The organism is Phenylobacterium sp. Root700, from assembly GCF_001429025.1.
Classification (GTDB): domain Bacteria; phylum Pseudomonadota; class Alphaproteobacteria; order Caulobacterales; family Caulobacteraceae; genus Phenylobacterium.
Genome location: NZ_LMHT01000022.1, coordinates 348925 through 363545, shown reverse-complemented (window position 1 = coordinate 363545; position 14621 = coordinate 348925). Strand labels below are relative to the sequence as shown.

Annotated in this window: 16 protein-coding genes; 6 read left to right on the top strand and 10 right to left on the bottom strand. The window is 67.7% G+C overall.

Annotation, left to right across the window (positions count from 1 at the left end):
* Positions 1–16: 16 nt before the first annotated feature.
* From ASE02_RS12610 to ASE02_RS12600, 3 genes are all read right to left on the bottom strand, one after another.
* Complete coding sequence (locus ASE02_RS12610; RefSeq protein WP_056734654.1) at positions 17–937, bottom strand: pentapeptide repeat-containing protein; 921 nt, start codon at positions 935–937, stop codon at positions 17–19.
* A gap of 66 nt (positions 938–1003) precedes the next feature.
* Positions 1004–1492 (bottom strand): pentapeptide repeat-containing protein, encoded by a 489-nt coding sequence (locus ASE02_RS12605; protein ID WP_056734650.1) that lies wholly within the window; start codon positions 1490–1492, stop codon positions 1004–1006.
* Between the two features lie 54 nt (positions 1493–1546).
* Complete coding sequence (locus tag ASE02_RS12600) at positions 1547–4042, bottom strand: hypothetical protein (RefSeq protein WP_056734648.1); 2496 nt, start codon at positions 4040–4042, stop codon at positions 1547–1549.
* Between the two features lie 172 nt (positions 4043–4214).
* Here ASE02_RS12600 and ASE02_RS12595 point away from each other — a divergent pair, with 172 nt between their 5' ends.
* Together ASE02_RS12595 and ASE02_RS12590 are read left to right on the top strand one after the other, a co-directional pair.
* Positions 4215–4610 carry an NADH:ubiquinone oxidoreductase subunit NDUFA12 gene (locus tag ASE02_RS12595; protein WP_056734647.1) on the top strand — a complete coding sequence of 132 codons (396 nt, stop codon included), beginning with the start codon at positions 4215–4217 and terminating at the stop codon, positions 4608–4610.
* 2 nt (positions 4611–4612) lie between these two features.
* A complete protein-coding gene (locus tag ASE02_RS12590; RefSeq protein WP_056734646.1) occupies positions 4613–5272 on the top strand; it encodes a DUF2155 domain-containing protein in 660 nt (219 codons plus the stop codon).
* Here the strand turns inward: ASE02_RS12590 and aat are convergent.
* From aat to ASE02_RS12570, 4 genes are read right to left on the bottom strand one after another with little or no spacing between them, the layout of a single operon-like run.
* Positions 5212–5859, bottom strand: coding sequence for a leucyl/phenylalanyl-tRNA--protein transferase (gene aat, locus ASE02_RS12585; protein ID WP_056734644.1), 648 nt, complete (start codon positions 5857–5859; stop codon positions 5212–5214). The genes ASE02_RS12590 and aat overlap by 61 nt on opposite strands.
* Positions 5860–5879: 20 nt before the next feature.
* A complete protein-coding gene (gene accC, locus ASE02_RS12580) occupies positions 5880–7229 on the bottom strand; it encodes an acetyl-CoA carboxylase biotin carboxylase subunit (RefSeq protein WP_056734642.1) in 1350 nt (449 codons plus the stop codon).
* Between the two features lie 5 nt (positions 7230–7234).
* Entirely contained in the window at positions 7235–7714 is a 480-nt protein-coding gene (accB, locus tag ASE02_RS12575) for an acetyl-CoA carboxylase biotin carboxyl carrier protein (protein WP_056734641.1), read from the bottom strand.
* 27 nt (positions 7715–7741) lie between these two features.
* On the bottom strand, positions 7742–8179 hold the full coding sequence (locus ASE02_RS12570; RefSeq protein ID WP_056734639.1) for a type II 3-dehydroquinate dehydratase: 438 nt from the start codon (positions 8177–8179) through the stop codon (positions 7742–7744).
* A gap of 87 nt (positions 8180–8266) precedes the next feature.
* Here ASE02_RS12570 and thiS point away from each other — a divergent pair, with 87 nt between their 5' ends.
* From thiS to ASE02_RS12550, 4 genes are read left to right on the top strand one after another with little or no spacing between them, the layout of a single operon-like run.
* On the top strand, positions 8267–8467 hold the full coding sequence (gene thiS / locus ASE02_RS12565; protein ID WP_056734637.1) for a sulfur carrier protein ThiS: 201 nt from the start codon (positions 8267–8269) through the stop codon (positions 8465–8467).
* A 1-nt stretch (position 8468) separates the two neighbouring features.
* Positions 8469–9257: a thiazole synthase gene (locus ASE02_RS12560; protein WP_056734635.1), complete on the top strand. Its 789-nt coding sequence runs from the start codon at positions 8469–8471 to the stop codon at positions 9255–9257.
* The gene (locus ASE02_RS12555) at positions 9257–9910 is read left to right on the top strand and encodes a 2-hydroxychromene-2-carboxylate isomerase (RefSeq protein WP_056734633.1); all 654 of its coding nucleotides are present in this window, start codon (positions 9257–9259) and stop codon (positions 9908–9910) included. Before ASE02_RS12560 ends, ASE02_RS12555 begins: the two co-directional genes overlap by 1 nt.
* A gap of 16 nt (positions 9911–9926) precedes the next feature.
* Positions 9927–10727 carry an SDR family oxidoreductase gene (locus ASE02_RS12550; protein ID WP_056734631.1) on the top strand — a complete coding sequence of 267 codons (801 nt, stop codon included), beginning with the start codon at positions 9927–9929 and terminating at the stop codon, positions 10725–10727.
* On the opposite strand, the gene ASE02_RS12545 is transcribed toward ASE02_RS12550, so the two are convergent.
* The 3 genes from ASE02_RS12545 to ASE02_RS12535 all read right to left on the bottom strand — a co-directional run bounded on the left by ASE02_RS12545 (position 10724) and on the right by ASE02_RS12535 (position 14525).
* Positions 10724–12220 carry an NAD(P)/FAD-dependent oxidoreductase gene (locus tag ASE02_RS12545; protein WP_056734629.1) on the bottom strand — a complete coding sequence of 499 codons (1497 nt, stop codon included), beginning with the start codon at positions 12218–12220 and terminating at the stop codon, positions 10724–10726. The genes ASE02_RS12550 and ASE02_RS12545 overlap by 4 nt on opposite strands.
* A 113-nt stretch (positions 12221–12333) precedes the next feature.
* A complete protein-coding gene (locus tag ASE02_RS12540; RefSeq protein ID WP_056734949.1) occupies positions 12334–13083 on the bottom strand; it encodes a DsbA family protein in 750 nt (249 codons plus the stop codon).
* Between the two features lie 38 nt (positions 13084–13121).
* Positions 13122–14525: a M48 family metalloprotease gene (locus ASE02_RS12535; RefSeq protein ID WP_056734947.1), complete on the bottom strand. Its 1404-nt coding sequence runs from the start codon at positions 14523–14525 to the stop codon at positions 13122–13124.
* Positions 14526–14621: the final 96 nt, after the last annotated feature.

Below are 14621 nucleotides of genomic sequence, written 5' to 3'. Positions count from 1 at the left end.
GGGGCGGCTGGATATCTCAGTCGACCGCGACCAGATAGCGCGGGCCGGCCGGGGGCGCAGGCGCCTTCGGCAGGGCCGGCGGCCTATGCGGCAGCGGCGCGGAGATGTAGCGCACCTTTGCGCCGCCACGGCAGCTCTTGGCCACCAGCCCGACCGGAACCCTGGTCCCGGCGTCGGCGCAGGCGTCGTTGAGCTGATCCTGGTCCAGGCCCTTGGCGCGCGACAGGTCGACGCCGCCGATATTGGCGCTGGTCATGCTGGCCCCTCGGAAGTCGGCTCCGACGAAGGTGGCCCCGGCCAGGTTGGAGGCGCTCAGGTCCGCGTCGCGGAAGGACGCGCGGTCGAAGAGGCCGGAGGCGAAGGTCGCTCCGCTCATCTCGGCGTCACGGAAGTTCGCGCCGCGGGCGTCGGTCCTGGTGAAATTGGCGCCGGGAAATTCAGCGGCCTGGAGCTTGGCGTTGGCCATCAGGGCCCGGGAGAAATTCGATCCGGTCGCGCCGGCGTCGCGCATGTCCACGCCGGAAAGATCGGCGGAGGAGAAGTTGACGCCCCTAGCCTCGACCGACCGCAGGGTGGCGTCGACCAGAACCGCTTTGCTGAAGTTCGAACCGACCATCTGGGCGTCGGACAGATCGGCGCGGGAAAGATCGGCCCCGGCGAAGTTCGCACCCATGAACCGGGCGTCGCGGAGGTCGGAACCCACCAGGGCTGCCCCGGCGAAATTGGCTCCCACGAACTGGGCTCCGGTCAGCTTGCGGCCTGAGAGTTCGCACTTGGCGCAGGCGCCGCCGAACGACACCATTCGCGCCACATCCTTGTCGCCCATGTTCGCGCTGGCGAGACTGGGGACAGCGGCCGTGGCCGTCCCGATCAGTGCGGTCAGGGTGAAGGCGAGGCGGCTCAGACGGGGTGTCTTGGCTCGGGTCGAGTGGTCCATGACCGCAGATGTGCCCCCGGGAACCTGTGGACGCTACTTAATTCGCGGTAATTGTCAGCAGCTTAGCTAGCATTGTGGAATGCGCAGACCACCCGGCAAACGGGTAGAGCCGTCGCCGCATGCGCGGTTCAGCTGGGCTTGCGACAAGCCTCGTGCGCCATCCATCTCGGCGCCGGAAAAATTGGTCCCCTCCAGTCGCGCCCCGGAGAAATTCGCCCCCGTGAGATGCGTGCCCACGAAGCTGGCATGGGTCATGTCCGCGCCGGAGAAGTTCGCGCCGGAGAACACCGCGCCATAGGCCTCGATGTCGCGCAGATCGGCGCCGGCGAAGCTGACGCGGTTCATCACCGCCAGGGAGAGGTCGGACTGGCGCAGCCGGGCGCCGGCGAAATTCTGGCCGCGCATCTCCAGGCCGCTCATATCGGCTTGGAAGAGATTGCACTTGGGACAGCTGGCCCCACGGCGGGCCTGGCCGATCTGTCCAGCGTTCTGAGCGGTTGCGGGCAAGGCCGCGGCCAGCAGGGCCACGGCGCCTATCAGGGCGAGCGGTTTCATGTCGAACCCTCCGACGAGTCGACCCTGTCTAACGCTCAAGCTTTAAGGCCCGGTTTAACCGGTCATGTCTCCGCCATGCTGGCCGGCGCGGGTTCCGCAGGTCTCGCAGATCAGGCTGGCGCCCTTCTTCACCACGGCGACGTCTCCGCAAGCCGCGCAGACATCGGCCTCGATGGAAGCGCCAGGCGCGCGCGCGGCGCTGGGCAGGAAGACCAGATTGTCGGGCGCCGCTCCACGGGCGAAGCCGCGGGAGATGAAGTGCGAGGCGGGCTGGGGTTGGTCGATATCGTCAAACTTGCCCTGTCCCAGGCCGTCGGCGTTCAACTCGCCCGGATCGGCGTTGGCGAGGTCGTCGCGGCCCAGATAGGACACGCCGAGTTCGCGGAACAGATAGTCGAGGATCGAGGTGGCCGAGCGCACCGAGTCGTTGCCTGTGACCGGGCCGGCGGGCTCGAAGCGGGTGAAGACGAAGGCGTCCACGAACTCCTCCAGCGGCACGCCGTATTGCAGGCCGATGGAGATGCCGATCGCGAAGTTGTTCATCAACGAGCGGAAGGCGGCGCCTTCCTTGTGCATGTCGATGAAGATCTCGCCGAGCTCGCCGTCGTCGTACTCGCCGGTGTGCAGATAGACCTTGTGGCCGCCGACGGCCGCCTTCTGGATATAGCCCTTGCGGCGATCGGGCAGTTTGCGGCGGGTCCGGTCGCGTTCGACGATGCGCTCGACGATCCGTTCCTGGGTCGAGCGCTCTTCGGGCTCCGGCGAGAATTCACGGGCCGGGCGGGGCGGCTGCTCGGCGACCCTGGGTAGGTCAAGCACCAGGTTGGCTGGCGCGGCGGCGCGGCGAACCCGGATCGCCGGTACGCCGGCCTGGGCGGCCAGGGCCATCAACTCGCGGGCGTCGGTGGGCGTGGTGTCCCACTCCAGCTCGATCTCGGCCATGGCCGGCACGGCCAGGGCGTGGGCGATCGCCGACAGCAGGGCGAAATAGGGGGCCGGACCCAGATCGTCGGCGGTCTGGAACACCGCGCGCTGCGCCGGGGTCAGGAACTCGGCCTCGGCTAGGGCGCCGGCGCCGAGCGCATGCTCCTCGGCCTGAGCGATCTCCGCGGCGGAGAAGCCGGCATGTTGCAGCACGTCGAAGTCCAGGTCTGCGAGATCGGCGTCGGACGCCCCCAGCACGTCGCAGAGGAAGCCTGCGTCGATGCCGGCGAAGGCCTCGCGCAGATGCGCGGCGAAGGGCAGGGCGGCCTCGGCCTGGGCGATCTCGTGGTCGGTGAAGCCGCGGGCGTTCAAGGCCGCGTGGTCGACGCCAGGAGCCTCGGAGAGGTCGAGGCGGCCCAGCACATGGCCGCGGGCCTGGGCCAGGTCGGCCCCGACCGCCGTCAGGCCTTGCAGGGCGGCTTCGGACAACACCCGGGTCAGGGCGCCGTCTTCGGTCTCAGCCACCGTGATCGGGCCCAGCCAGGGTGCGGCGGCGGGGCTGACGCCGCCCAGCCGCAGGGCGATCTCGGGATCGTCGAACACGGCCAGGCCGCCGTTCAGCTTAGCGCCTGAGGCGACCGTGGCGGAGGCTGCCCGGCGATAGAGGTCGCGGACCACGTCGCGGCCGGCCTCGGACTCATAGGACAGCCCTTGGGCCACCAGCCAGTCGGCGACCCCGGCGATGCCCAGCGACGCAGGGCGCTCGTCGCCGGTAGCGGCGAGGGCCAGGGCCAGGAGCGCGACGGCGGCGTCGAAGGCCGCGGCGTCGAAATCCTGCCCCGCGCCAAAGGCCACGACATTGATCGCGCCGCGGGCTCCGCCCCAGGCGGCCGCGACGCCGCGGCCGGCCTCGGGTGAGAAGGCGGCGGCGGCCGCGCCGGTGTCCCAGGCCGCGCCGGCCAGGGCGGCGTCGGGCGCGCGCCCAGTGACGCAGATCAGTTCCAGCCCGTCGACGTCGTTGAAGATCGGGAGCGTGGCGACCCACTCGTCCTCGCCCGACCGGGCCAGGCCGATGGCTTCGAGGATCATGGCGTCGGTGGCGCCGGCCGCGCGGGCGGCCTCGGCGCTACGGGCCAGGTTGGCGTTGGCGCGCAGGTCGGCGCAGGCCGCCGGGTCGCCTTCACAGCGCAGGATGCTGTCCATCACCGCCTGCAGGCGCGCGCTCATCTCGCGGATTGCGGCCCGCGCCATAGCGCGCCCACGATGCTCGGCGCGCAGGGTGGCGAGCAGGCCGTCAAATTCGGGTTCGCCGGACTGGATCACCGGCATGTGCGGGCCGATCCGGGGCGCGCTGAGGGCGATCTGGCCCGACAGCATGGCGGCGCCGAGGTCGCGTCGGAAGCCGCCGCGCGCGCGGGCGCTGTCGAACAGGCCGGCGGCGTCGCCGCGTTGCACCAGATCCTCGGCGTAGCGGAAGACGGCGGCCGGGAGGTCGGAATCCTCGTCCAGCCAGTCCAGCCAAGCCTCGACACGGGCGTCGGTCCAAGAGGCGGGGGCCAGCACCTGGGTCACGCTGGCGGTGCGCTCCAGCGTCCGCTGTTCGATCCTCGCCGCCTCGATCCGCATGAATGGCTCTCCCAGAGCCTGAGTCTAGGCAGAGCCGCGCCTTCGGGCAATACATGTTGCGGTCGCCGTTGGCGGTATCCCCAACATATTGCGTCGCTCGCGCCGCTGGACGCTCGCCGGCGCGCCACCTATAGTCCGCGCGCTTCTCTAGCTCTGTCCGGAACTCCCAAACGTGCTCAAGAATATCTTCACCTGGTGGAACGGCGCGACCATCGGCATCCGCTTCACCCTGGGTCGCCGTGGCGTTTTCATCGGCAAGGACGAGCTGGGCAACAGCTACTACGAAGCCAAGGACACCAAGGATTCGTACGACGGCCGTAAGCGCCGCTACGTGGTCTATAACGGCTACGCCGAGGCCTCGAAGGTCTCGCCCGACTGGCACGGCTGGTTGCACCACACCTTCGAACTGCCGCCGACGCTCGAGCCGTTGAAGCGGCAGCCCTGGGAACTGGACCATATCCCTAACCTGACCGGCACGGTTCACGCCTGGCGTCCGCAGGGCTCCATCGCCCGCAGCGGCGAGCGCCAGAAGGCGACTGGCGACTACGAGGCCTGGCGTCCGGAATAGTCATGGCGCGGGCTAGCACCATCGCCGTCCTGCTTGCGCTGACCGCGACCAGCGCCGCCGCGCAGCCCACGCCGCCGGCCAATCCTCCTGCCGCGCCTGCGACGGCGCAGCCGTCGCCTACCCCTGCGCCGACCGCAACGCCGGCGGCCCCGCCCGTTGTCGCGCCCGCCCCGGCCGAGGAAGCCCCGCCGGTCCAGGTGATTGCGCCGCCGCCGGTAGCCGCGCCGCCGCCGATCGCCGACGAGGATGTCGCTCCTGCGCCGCCGCCCAAGGCGACGGTGGCCGCCAAACCGACCGAAGCGGCGATCAAGCGCGCCCGCTACGACGTCGCGGTGATCCAGGCGCTGGACAAGATCTCTGCGGAATCGATCCGCTTCGAGGCCGCTGTCGGGCGGCCGGTCCGCTACAAGAACCTGGTCTTCACCGTGAAGGCCTGCGAGCGCTCGGCGGCTGATGAGCCGGTCGAGGACTCGATGGCCTATATGACGGTCGAATCGCAGCCGCGTTCCGCCCCCGGCAAGCCGACCCCGCCGGCGCGCCAGACCTTCCGAGGCTGGATGTATGCGTCGTCACCTGGGCTGCATCCGCTGCAGCACCCGGTCTATGACGCCTGGCTGATCACCTGCAGGGCCGCAGCGCCCGTGCCCGTCGCCGCCCGCTGAAAATCGGCCGCCACCGGCAGCGCCCGGGCCAGCCGGCGTTGATATTCGGCGCGCGGGATCTCCTGCGTCCCGAACTGCGTCAGATGCTCGGTGATGAACTGGGCGTCCAATAGTCGGAAGCCGTCGGCGATCAACCGGGCCACCAGATGCACCAGGGCGATCTTCGAGGCGTCGGTCTCACGCGAGAACATGCTCTCGCCGAAGAAAGCTCCGCCCAGCGACACGCCGTACAGCCCGCCGACCAGGCGCCCGTCGCGCCAGCACTCGACGCTGTGGGCGTGGCCGATCTCGAACAGCTGGGCGTAGAGGTCCTCGATCACGCCGTTGATCCAGGTCTCAGTGCGGCCGGGCTTGGACGCCGCACATTCCAGCACGACCTGCGGGAAGGCGGTGTCGATACGGATTTCGAAGGGATCGCCGCGCACCGTGCGGGCAAGTCGCCGGGAGACGTGAAACCCGTCCAGCGGGATCACGCCTCTCTTTTCCGGATCGATCAGGAAGACGCTTTCGTCTTCCCGCGCGTCGGCCATCGGGAAGACGCCGCGCGCGTAGCACTCCAGAAGATCGCGGGGGCCGAAGGTGTCCATGCGGCCTTGACGGCGATCCTCTAAGCCTCGGCCTGCGCCTTCATCCACCGTTCCAGCCAGTGAATGTTGTAGTCGCCGGCCAGGATGTCAGGCTGTTGCAGCAGTTCCTGGAACAGCGGGATCGAGGTCTCGATACCGCCGACCACCATCTCGTTCAGGCAGCGATTGAGGCGCGCGATGCACTCCTCGCGGTCGCGGCCGTGGACGATGAGCTTGCCGACCAGGCTGTCGTAGTAGGGCGGGACCGAATAGCCAGCGTAGAGCGCGCTATCGAGGCGCACGCCCAGGCCGCCGGGGGCGTGGAAGTCGGTGACCAGGCCCGGCGAGGGCACGAAGGTCTTCGGGTTCTCGGCGTTGATCCGGCACTCGATGGCGTGACCTTCGAAGACCACGTCCTCCTGGCGGAACGACAGCGGCAGGCCCGCGGCGATGCGGATCTGTTCGCGGACCAGGTCGATGCCGGTGATGGCCTCGGTGACCGGGTGCTCGACCTGCAGGCGGGTGTTCATCTCGATGAAGAAGAACTCGCCGTTCTCGTACAGGAACTCGATGGTGCCGACGCCGAGATAGCCGATGGCCTTGACCGCATCGACCACGACCTTGCCGATCTTGGCGCGGCCGGCGGCGTCGATGACGGGCGAGGGGGCTTCTTCCAGCACCTTCTGGTGGCGGCGCTGCAGCGAGCAGTCGCGTTCGCCCAGATGGCAGACATTGCCGAATTTGTCGGCGATGACCTGGATCTCGATGTGGCGCGGGGTCTGGAGGTAGCGCTCCATATAGACCGCGTCGTCGCCGAACGCCGCGCGGGCCTCGGCCCTGGCCGTGGAGACCGCCTCGTAGAGGTCTTCCTGGGTCTGGGCGACCTTCATGCCGCGACCACCGCCGCCGGCGGCGGCTTTGATCAGCACGGGGAAGCCGATTTCTTTGGCGGCCGCGAAGGCCTCTTCCTCGGTCGTGACGGCGCCGTCGGAGCCGGGCACCACGGGGATGCCGGCCGCCTTCACCGCCTGTTTGGCGGTGATCTTGTCGCCCATCATCTTGATGTGGTCCGACGTCGGACCGATGAAGGTCAGGCCATGGGCGGTGACGATCTCGGCGAACCGAGCGTTTTCCGAGAGGAACCCATAGCCCGGGTGAATGGCCTGGGCGCCGGTGATCTCCGCCGCGGCGATGATCGAGGGGATGTTCAGGTAGCTCTTGGCCGCGGGCGCAGGACCGATGCAGACGCTCTCGTCGGCCAGCCGGACCCACATGGCGCCGGCGTCGGCCTGCGAGTGGACCGCCACCGTCGAGATACCCATTTCCTTACAGGCCCGATGGACCCGCAGGGCGATCTCGCCGCGATTGGCGATGAGGATTTTGTCGAACATCGAATCTACTCGATGACCACCAGAGGCTCGCCGAATTCGACGGGCTGGGCGTCTTCGACGATGATCTCCACGACCTTGCCGGCCTTGGGCGCGGGGATCGGGTTCATGGTCTTCATGGCTTCGACGATCAGCAGGGTCTGACCCGCGCTGACCATGTCGCCGACCTTCACGAAGGCCGGGGAGTCGGGCTGCGGCTGCAGGTAGACGGTGCCGACCATCGGCGAGTTGACGACGTCGCCCTTGCGACGTTCTGGCGCAGGGGCCTCACCGGCCGGGGCGGCGATAGGCGCGGCGACCGCAGCGACGGGGGCCGGGGCAGGGGCGTACTGAATCGGGGCCGAGGTCAGCGTCTTGGCCACCCGGATCTTCAGTCCATCGCACTCGACTTCGATTTCCGACAGGCCGGTGTCTGTGAGGATATCGGCCAGCTTGCGCACCATGCGGGCGTCGATCGGATCGGCAGGAGCCTTGGGACTGCTAGCCATATTTAATTCCTTAACTTGGGTTGAGGCTTAGCGGGCCAGGCCCGCGGCGGCCTCGACGGCCAGTTCATAGCTTGCCCCGCCGAAGCCGGAGACGACTCCGGTGGCGGCCAGGGACACATAGGTTTCGCGACGGAACGTCTCGCGCGCCGCCGGGTTCGAGAGGTGGCACTCGACAATCGGGATATCGAGCGTCTTGAGGGCGTCCAGCAGGGCGACGGACGTATGCCCGTAGCCCGCCGGGTTGATCACCAGGGCGCAGGCCTCTGTACGAGCCTCCTGCACCCAGTCGATCAACTGGCCCTCGTGGTTGGATTGGCGGAAGATCACGGCATGGCCAAGGGCGCCGGCGCGACGCTCGCAACGAGTGCGCACGTCCTCCAGCGTCTCTTTCCCGTAAATCTCCGGCTCCCGGACCCCCAAGAGGTTGAGGTTGGGCCCGCTAAGCACATAGATCGGTTTCGACATTCGGCTCCGCCGTCGATTCCGCCGTCTTGTAACGGTCGGCGGCGGGGGTCACAAGCATTCGGAAACTTCAAGCTTCACGAGGGCGTCATGACGCTGACCATAAACGGCGAGGAAAGGGCCTTCGGAACCCTGTCGACGCTGGCCGCTCTGGTGGCCGAACTGGGCCTGGACGCGCGTAAGGTGGCGGTCGAACGCAATCTGGAGATCGTGCCGCGTTCGGCCTATCTGCAGACCGCGATCGCTGACGGCGACCGGATCGAGATTGTGCATTTTATCGGAGGCGGCTGACATGGATGGGTCTATCCAACAGGGCGACACGTGGACGGTGGCTGGCCGCACCTTCACCTCGCGGCTGATCGTCGGCACCGGCAAGTACAAGGACTACGCCGAGAACGCCGCCGCCGCCGAGGCGGCCGGCGCCGAGATCGTCACGGTCGCCGTGCGCCGGGTGAACCTCAGCGACCCCAATCAGCCGATGCTGGTCGACTATGTGAGCCCTGAGCGGTTCACCTTCCTGCCCAACACCGCCGGCTGCTTCACGGGCGAGGACGCCATCCGCACCCTGCGCCTGGCGCGCGAGGCGGGCGGCTGGGATCTGGTGAAGCTGGAGGTGCTGTCGAACACCAAGCATCTGCTGCCGGACATGGAAGAAACCCTGCGGGCGCTGAAGCTGCTGGTGGCCGACGGCTTCCAGGTGATGGTCTATTGCAGCGACGATCCGGTCTACGCCCAAAAGCTGGAAGACGCCGGGGCCTGCGCGATCATGCCGGCCGCCGCGCCGATCGGATCGGGCAGGGGCATCCAGAATTTCCTGAACCTTGGCCTGATCATCGAGCAGTCGAAGGTCCCGGTGCTGGTCGACGCCGGCGTCGGCACGGCGTCGGACGCGGTCCTGGCCATGGAGACCGGCTGCGACGCGGTTCTGATGAACACCGCCATCGCCGGCGCGACATCGCCGATTCGCATGGCCAATGCGATGAAGCATGCGGTGATCGCCGGTCGGGAATCGTTTTTGGCAGGACGTATGCCAAAACGTATGTATGCTGAGCCATCCTCACCCTTATCCGGTTTGATTTGATGGCTCTCAGCGTCGACGTCTTCTGGTCCTTCCGCAGTCCCTATTCCTATCTGGTGACGCCGCGTTTGCGGGAATTGGCGGAGACCTGGGACGTCGACATCAAGGTGCGGGCGGTCTACCCGCTGGCGGTCCGCTCCGAAGGGTTCTTCACCAAGCAGGACCCGTTGTTCATCCCCTATCTGATGCGCGACATTCGGCGGCTGGCCGATTTCCTGGAGCTGCCGCTGGCCTGGCCGAAGCCCGATCCCGTGGTCGTCGACTTCGCCACCCTGAACGGCGCCAAGGAACAGCCGCACCTGGACCTGCTGATGCCGCTGGGCGTGCTGGCGGGCCGCACGCCCTCGGGGCTGGCCTTCTACGACGAGGTCAGCCGGCTGATCTGGCAGGGCGGCGAACGCCCCTGGAACGAGGGCGATCAGCTTCGCGAGGCTATCGCCCGCGCCGGTCTCGACATCGATCTGCTCTCCAGTGCGGCCCTGGCCCAGGCCGAGGGGATCGCCGCTGAAATCCAGGCCAACCAGGACGCGCACCGCGAGGCGGGCCACTGGGGCGTGCCGACAATGGTGTTCGAGGATGAGCCCTTCTTCGGACAAGACCGCTTCGATGTGCTGGTGTGGCGGCTGAAGCAGCGCGGGATGACACCGCGCGCCTGAGGAAAAGGGAAGCGCGATGGGCCAGGCGAACGGACGCAAGTCGATTTTCATCACCGGAGCGGCCTCCGGCATGGGCCTGGCGACCGCCAGGCTGTTCGCTGAAAAGGGCTGGTTCGTCGGCGGCTATGACGTCAACCAGGCCGGGCTGAGCGCGCTCGCCGCCGAGCTTGGCGAAGGCGCCTGCATCGTCCGCACCTTGGACGTCACCGACCGCGAGGACTATCGCGCCGCCCTGGCCGATTTCGCCCAGGCGACGGGAGGCAAGCTCGACCTGTTGTTCAACAACGCCGGCATCGGCCGTGGCGGACCTTTCGCCGACCAGCCCTTTGAAGACGTGATCGCCGTCGTCCAGGTGAACCTGATGGGCGTGCTGATCGGAATCCACGCGGGGATCGAGCTGTTGAAGGCCACGCCGAACTCGCTCTGCTTCACCACCTCCTCGTCGTCGGCCACCTTCGGCATGGCCAATATCGCGGTCTATTCGGCGACCAAGCACGCCGTGAAGGGGCTCTCTGAAGCCCTGTCGGTGGAGTTCAAGGCCTATGGCGTGCGCGTGGCCGACGTCCTGCCGGGCGTGATCGACACGCCGATCCTGCCGCCTGGCGTCGTCGAGGGCGCGCCCAAGGACGGCATGTTCCGCGCCATCCCGCCGGTCGAGGTCGCCAAGGTGGTCTGGCAGGCCTACCACGCCGACACCCTGCACTGGTACGTGCCGCCGGAACTGGTTGAGTTGGACAAGATGGCGACGCTGGCGCCTGAGGCCACCCGCGATCAGATGGCCCGTGGCGGGTTGTTCAACGCGGTTTCCGAAGGCTAGGCGGCCGCGCGGATCATGTCGGCCTCAGGCGAGAGGCCGACGGACCGCATCAGCTCGATCCGGCCTGGTCCCAGCTTGGGCGGATAGGCCTCGGCGTTGCGGGCCTTGCCGCGCAGCCAGTAGCGCAGGATCTTGGCCAGATTGTCCGGGCGTTTCAGCCACGCCGAGGGGTGCTCCAGCATGTGGAAGCCGCGCAGCGCCTCGCGCAGCAGGTTGGCGTCCGACCGCACGGCGATGTTCACGCCGTCCTCCAGGAAACTCTTGATGACCCGGCTCTTGATGTTGGGGCGATAGCCGGGGGTCAGGTTCTGCCGCGCGCGGCGGATGGCCGAGCGGTCCTGGTCGCGCATGTTGAGATAGTAGGGGTGGAGTTCGGCGTTCACCCGCGCCTGGAACTCGATCAGGCGCTCGCCGGCGTCCTCGGTGGAGACCAGGACGTCGCGCAGCAGATAGGCGCTGACGGCGGCGAACGAGCAGCCGCGGCCATAGAGCGGATTGGTGCGGATAAGATTGTCGCCGACCGCGAAGTATCCCAGCACCGACGGCGCGCCTTCGGGTGCGAGATCGCGCCAGCGGCTGTTCAACTCGCCCATGCCGTAGATCCGGCTGACGCCCTCGGCGATCGCCGGATCGATCCACGGAACCAGGCCCGGAATACGCGCGCAGACGGCGTTGAAGACCTCTGGGTCGACCATCGCCTTGCGCAGCTCGAGCTCGATCTCGGGCACGCAGATGGTGATGGAGAAGCAGCCGTTGTCGCCTGGGAACACCCCGAACTTCAGGAAGCCAAGATCGCCGGTGGCCGCCAGCTTGCTGCGCGGCGGCTCGCTGGCGCCGGGCTGCAGTCGGAAGTGGCGGGTGAAGTAGAGGATCCCGGCGGTCTCGCTCTCCTCGGGGATCACAGCCCCTTCCTCCATGAGCTGTTCGATGCCCGAGGAGGTCCGGCCGCCGGCGTCGATCACGATGTCGCCGATGACGTCGCGCGGGCCGTTGGCGTCGGCCACCGAGACCCCGACCACGCGCAGGCCTTCGGGCGTCGCCTGGGTCAGCAGCTTGCGGACGAAGGTCTCCGAGGCGATGCGGACATTGGGGTGATGTTCGACATAGCGCCGGATCACCAGCTCCAGCGTCGTGCGCCGGCTGGTCAGGACGACGAAGTCGCGATCCTCGGCCTGCGGCCGGTAGTCGGCGCGGTGAATGTCGGTGAGCATCCGGTCGAAGCCGATTTCGCGGCAACCGGCGCGCAGAAGCTCGGCGTGCAGTTCGGGGTGTTCGGTCTTGATGATGGTGCGCAGCCGCGCCAGGAACGCATGGCTGTGGCGGAGATGGCCGACGCCGCGCCGGTTCCAATCCTTGAAGGCTTCATCGGCGTCGCCACGCGGCGGCGACGGATCACGTTCAAGAATGACGATGTCGCGTCCAGTCGGCGCCAAGGCCAGCGCCGTGCAAAGTCCAGCTATACCGGCCCCGATAACCAACACACGTTCGTGCATGTTCTTACTCAGGCTCCCCCGTTGTCGGACGGACTGTTTCCTAAGTTCCCCGAGGGGAGCCTAGCTGCGTCGTCGGATGGCGGGAAGCCTGAGTTTCGGCGGCGACTTCCCGGTTAGGACGGCTTGACGTTGGGGACGGTCTTCAAGGTCCCGGTCTTGGCTTCGGCGATGGCGGCGCGCACGGCGGCCATATCGGCGCCGGGGATCAGGCGATCACCGATGATGAAGGCTGGCGTACCCTCGATCGCCAGGGCCTGGGCGAGGGCGCGGGTGTCGGCGATGTGCTTCTGCACGGCTTCCGACGCGCCTTCCTTCTTGGCGATGGCGGGATCGATCCCGGCGGCGCGCAGGTGGCGGTCGATGGCGGCCTCGTCCAGCGCCTTCTCAGCCATGAAGGCTGTGAACAGGGCCTTGGTCTTAGGCTTGGCCACCGGCGACAGGGCGACCTGGGCGGCGAGATTCGATTCGCCGCCGAAGATGGGGAATTCCTTGAAGACGAAGCGGACGTCGGGGTTCTCGTTGATGAGCTTCACCACCTCGGGCGCGCTGACCTTGCAGTAGCCGCAGCGGTAATCGAAGAACTCGACGACGGTGATCTTTCCGTCGGGATTGGCCACGAAGTCCCGGGGGTCGCGTTCCAGCTGGGCGCGGAACTTGCCCAGCGAGGCCCTGGCGGCCTCGGCGGCGGCGACCTGCTTGTTCTCTTGCAGCTTCTGCACGGCCTCCTCGATCACTTCGGGGTGGGCGAGCAGATAGGCGCGCACCTTCTGGCCGAAGGCGGCGTCGGGATCCTTCGCACAGGCGGCGAGCGGCAGGGCGAGAGCGGCGCAGAGCGCGAGAGCCGCGCGAGAGGTCATGGTCATGTAGGCCAAATAGGTGAGAAGCGGAGGTTTGCGAAGCGTCAGCGTGAGGAACGCCGGTTGATCGAGCCTTCGGAGGCCAGATCCTTGAGATCGTCCCTGCTGGGTTTTGAGGTCAGGACGATGTCGGTGGCGCGGCGCCATTCCGGCGTGTCCTTGTCGAGTTTTTCGCGGGCCCGCATGCCGAAGACGCGGGCCTGCTGGGCGTCGCCGAGCGCGAAGAAGTATTCGCCGGTGGCCAGGCGGGCTAGGCCCTCCTTGCCCTGCTTGTCATAGGCCTGGGCCAGGATGCGCCAGGCCGTGGCGTTGTCGTGTTCCTGGGTCAGCGCCTTGCGCAGCTCGCCGACGCCTTCCTCGACCTTCTTGTCGTCGTTCAGCGCGATCAGGGTCTGGCCGAGATTGATGCGCAGCAACGGGGCGTCGGGCTTCAGCTCCACCGACTTGCGCTGCGGCGCCTCGGCCTCCACCGCGCGGCCGAACTCGAACAGCACCTGGCCCTTCAATTCCCAAAGGTAGGGGTTGGTCGGTTGTTCGGTCAGCAGGGCGTCGATCAGCTTCAGGGCCTGATCGGGCTGCTTCATCTGGTAGTAGGCGATCGCCCGGGCGTAACGCGCCGGGTAGGACGCGTCCTTCTCGGTGTACTTGGTGATGGCCACGGTCGGGTTCAGGAACCCGTCCAGCTTGGCCTTCATGACATTGTGCTCGAAGAGCGCCTCGGGCGTGTCGGGGGTGTTGTAGTGGGGGTTCTGCTCCACCCGGTGGCGCAGGGCCTCGATCCGCGAGGACGAGAGCGGGTGGGACCGGAAGTAGGCGAACCTCCGCGCTTCCTGGAAGACCTCCTGGTAGCGGAAATTGTCGAAGAAGTCGGCCAGGCCCTTGCCGGACAGTCCGGCTCTTTCGAGCATCGCCGCGCCCGCCTGGTCGGCGCGGCTTTCCTGCTCGCGGCTATAGCCCATGGCGCCCAGGGTGCCGAAATAGCTGGCGCTGCCGATCAGGCCCGCCGCGCCTTCGCCTGACCCGGCGAGCGCGGCCAGCACGCCCAGGCCCATGGTCAGCAGGAACGGCTTCATGCCGGCCGCCGTCATCTCGCCCGAACGGGCGGAGTGTCCGGCGGCGAGGTGGCCGACTTCGTGGGCGATGACGCCCTGGAGCTGGTTGGGGTTCTGCGATTCCAGGATCAGGCCGGTATAGACGCCCATGACGCCCGGGCCGGCGAAGGCCTGCATGTCCTTCCCGCCGATCAGCAGGATCTCGATCGAACTCGAATCAACGCCGGCGGCCTTGAAGATCGGTTCGGAATCCTTGCGCAGGATTTCCTCGATCTCGGTGTCGCGGATCAGGGCGACGCCGTCTTCCGCGCGCGCCGGAACCGATTGCAGCGCAAGGCTCAGCGCCGCGACAGCGGCCATCGCGATCCGGGAAAACGGGCGGGCAGGGGAAACCATGCCGAACAACTCCAAGCGCCCCCCGCCAAGCCCCATCATGGAAACCTAACGCGCTTCATGCGGAGTGGAAACCGGCTCGCTTGCGCGGCCGGTTTC

Coding starts and splice junctions, on each gene's coding strand:
- ASE02_RS12610 (WP_056734654.1), bottom strand. CDS start 937: ATGGACCACTCGACCCGAGCCAAGACACCCCGTCTGAGCCGCCTCGCC.
- ASE02_RS12605 (WP_056734650.1), bottom strand. CDS start 1,492: ATGAAACCGCTCGCCCTGATAGGCGCCGTGGCCCTGCTGGCCGCGGCC.
- ASE02_RS12600 (WP_056734648.1), bottom strand. CDS start 4,042: ATGCGGATCGAGGCGGCGAGGATCGAACAGCGGACGCTGGAGCGCACC.
- ASE02_RS12590 (WP_056734646.1), top strand. CDS start 4,613: ATGGCGCGGGCTAGCACCATCGCCGTCCTGCTTGCGCTGACCGCGACC.
- aat (WP_056734644.1), bottom strand. CDS start 5,859: ATGGACACCTTCGGCCCCCGCGATCTTCTGGAGTGCTACGCGCGCGGC.
- accC (WP_056734642.1), bottom strand. CDS start 7,229: ATGTTCGACAAAATCCTCATCGCCAATCGCGGCGAGATCGCCCTGCGG.
- accB (WP_056734641.1), bottom strand. CDS start 7,714: ATGGCTAGCAGTCCCAAGGCTCCTGCCGATCCGATCGACGCCCGCATG.
- ASE02_RS12570 (WP_056734639.1), bottom strand. CDS start 8,179: ATGTCGAAACCGATCTATGTGCTTAGCGGGCCCAACCTCAACCTCTTG.
- thiS (WP_056734637.1), top strand. CDS start 8,267: ATGACGCTGACCATAAACGGCGAGGAAAGGGCCTTCGGAACCCTGTCG.
- ASE02_RS12560 (WP_056734635.1), top strand. CDS start 8,469: ATGGATGGGTCTATCCAACAGGGCGACACGTGGACGGTGGCTGGCCGC.
- ASE02_RS12555 (WP_056734633.1), top strand. CDS start 9,257: ATGGCTCTCAGCGTCGACGTCTTCTGGTCCTTCCGCAGTCCCTATTCC.
- ASE02_RS12550 (WP_056734631.1), top strand. CDS start 9,927: ATGGGCCAGGCGAACGGACGCAAGTCGATTTTCATCACCGGAGCGGCC.
- ASE02_RS12545 (WP_056734629.1), bottom strand. CDS start 12,220: ATGCACGAACGTGTGTTGGTTATCGGGGCCGGTATAGCTGGACTTTGC.
- ASE02_RS12540 (WP_056734949.1), bottom strand. CDS start 13,083: ATGACCATGACCTCTCGCGCGGCTCTCGCGCTCTGCGCCGCTCTCGCC.
- ASE02_RS12535 (WP_056734947.1), bottom strand. CDS start 14,525: ATGGTTTCCCCTGCCCGCCCGTTTTCCCGGATCGCGATGGCCGCTGTC.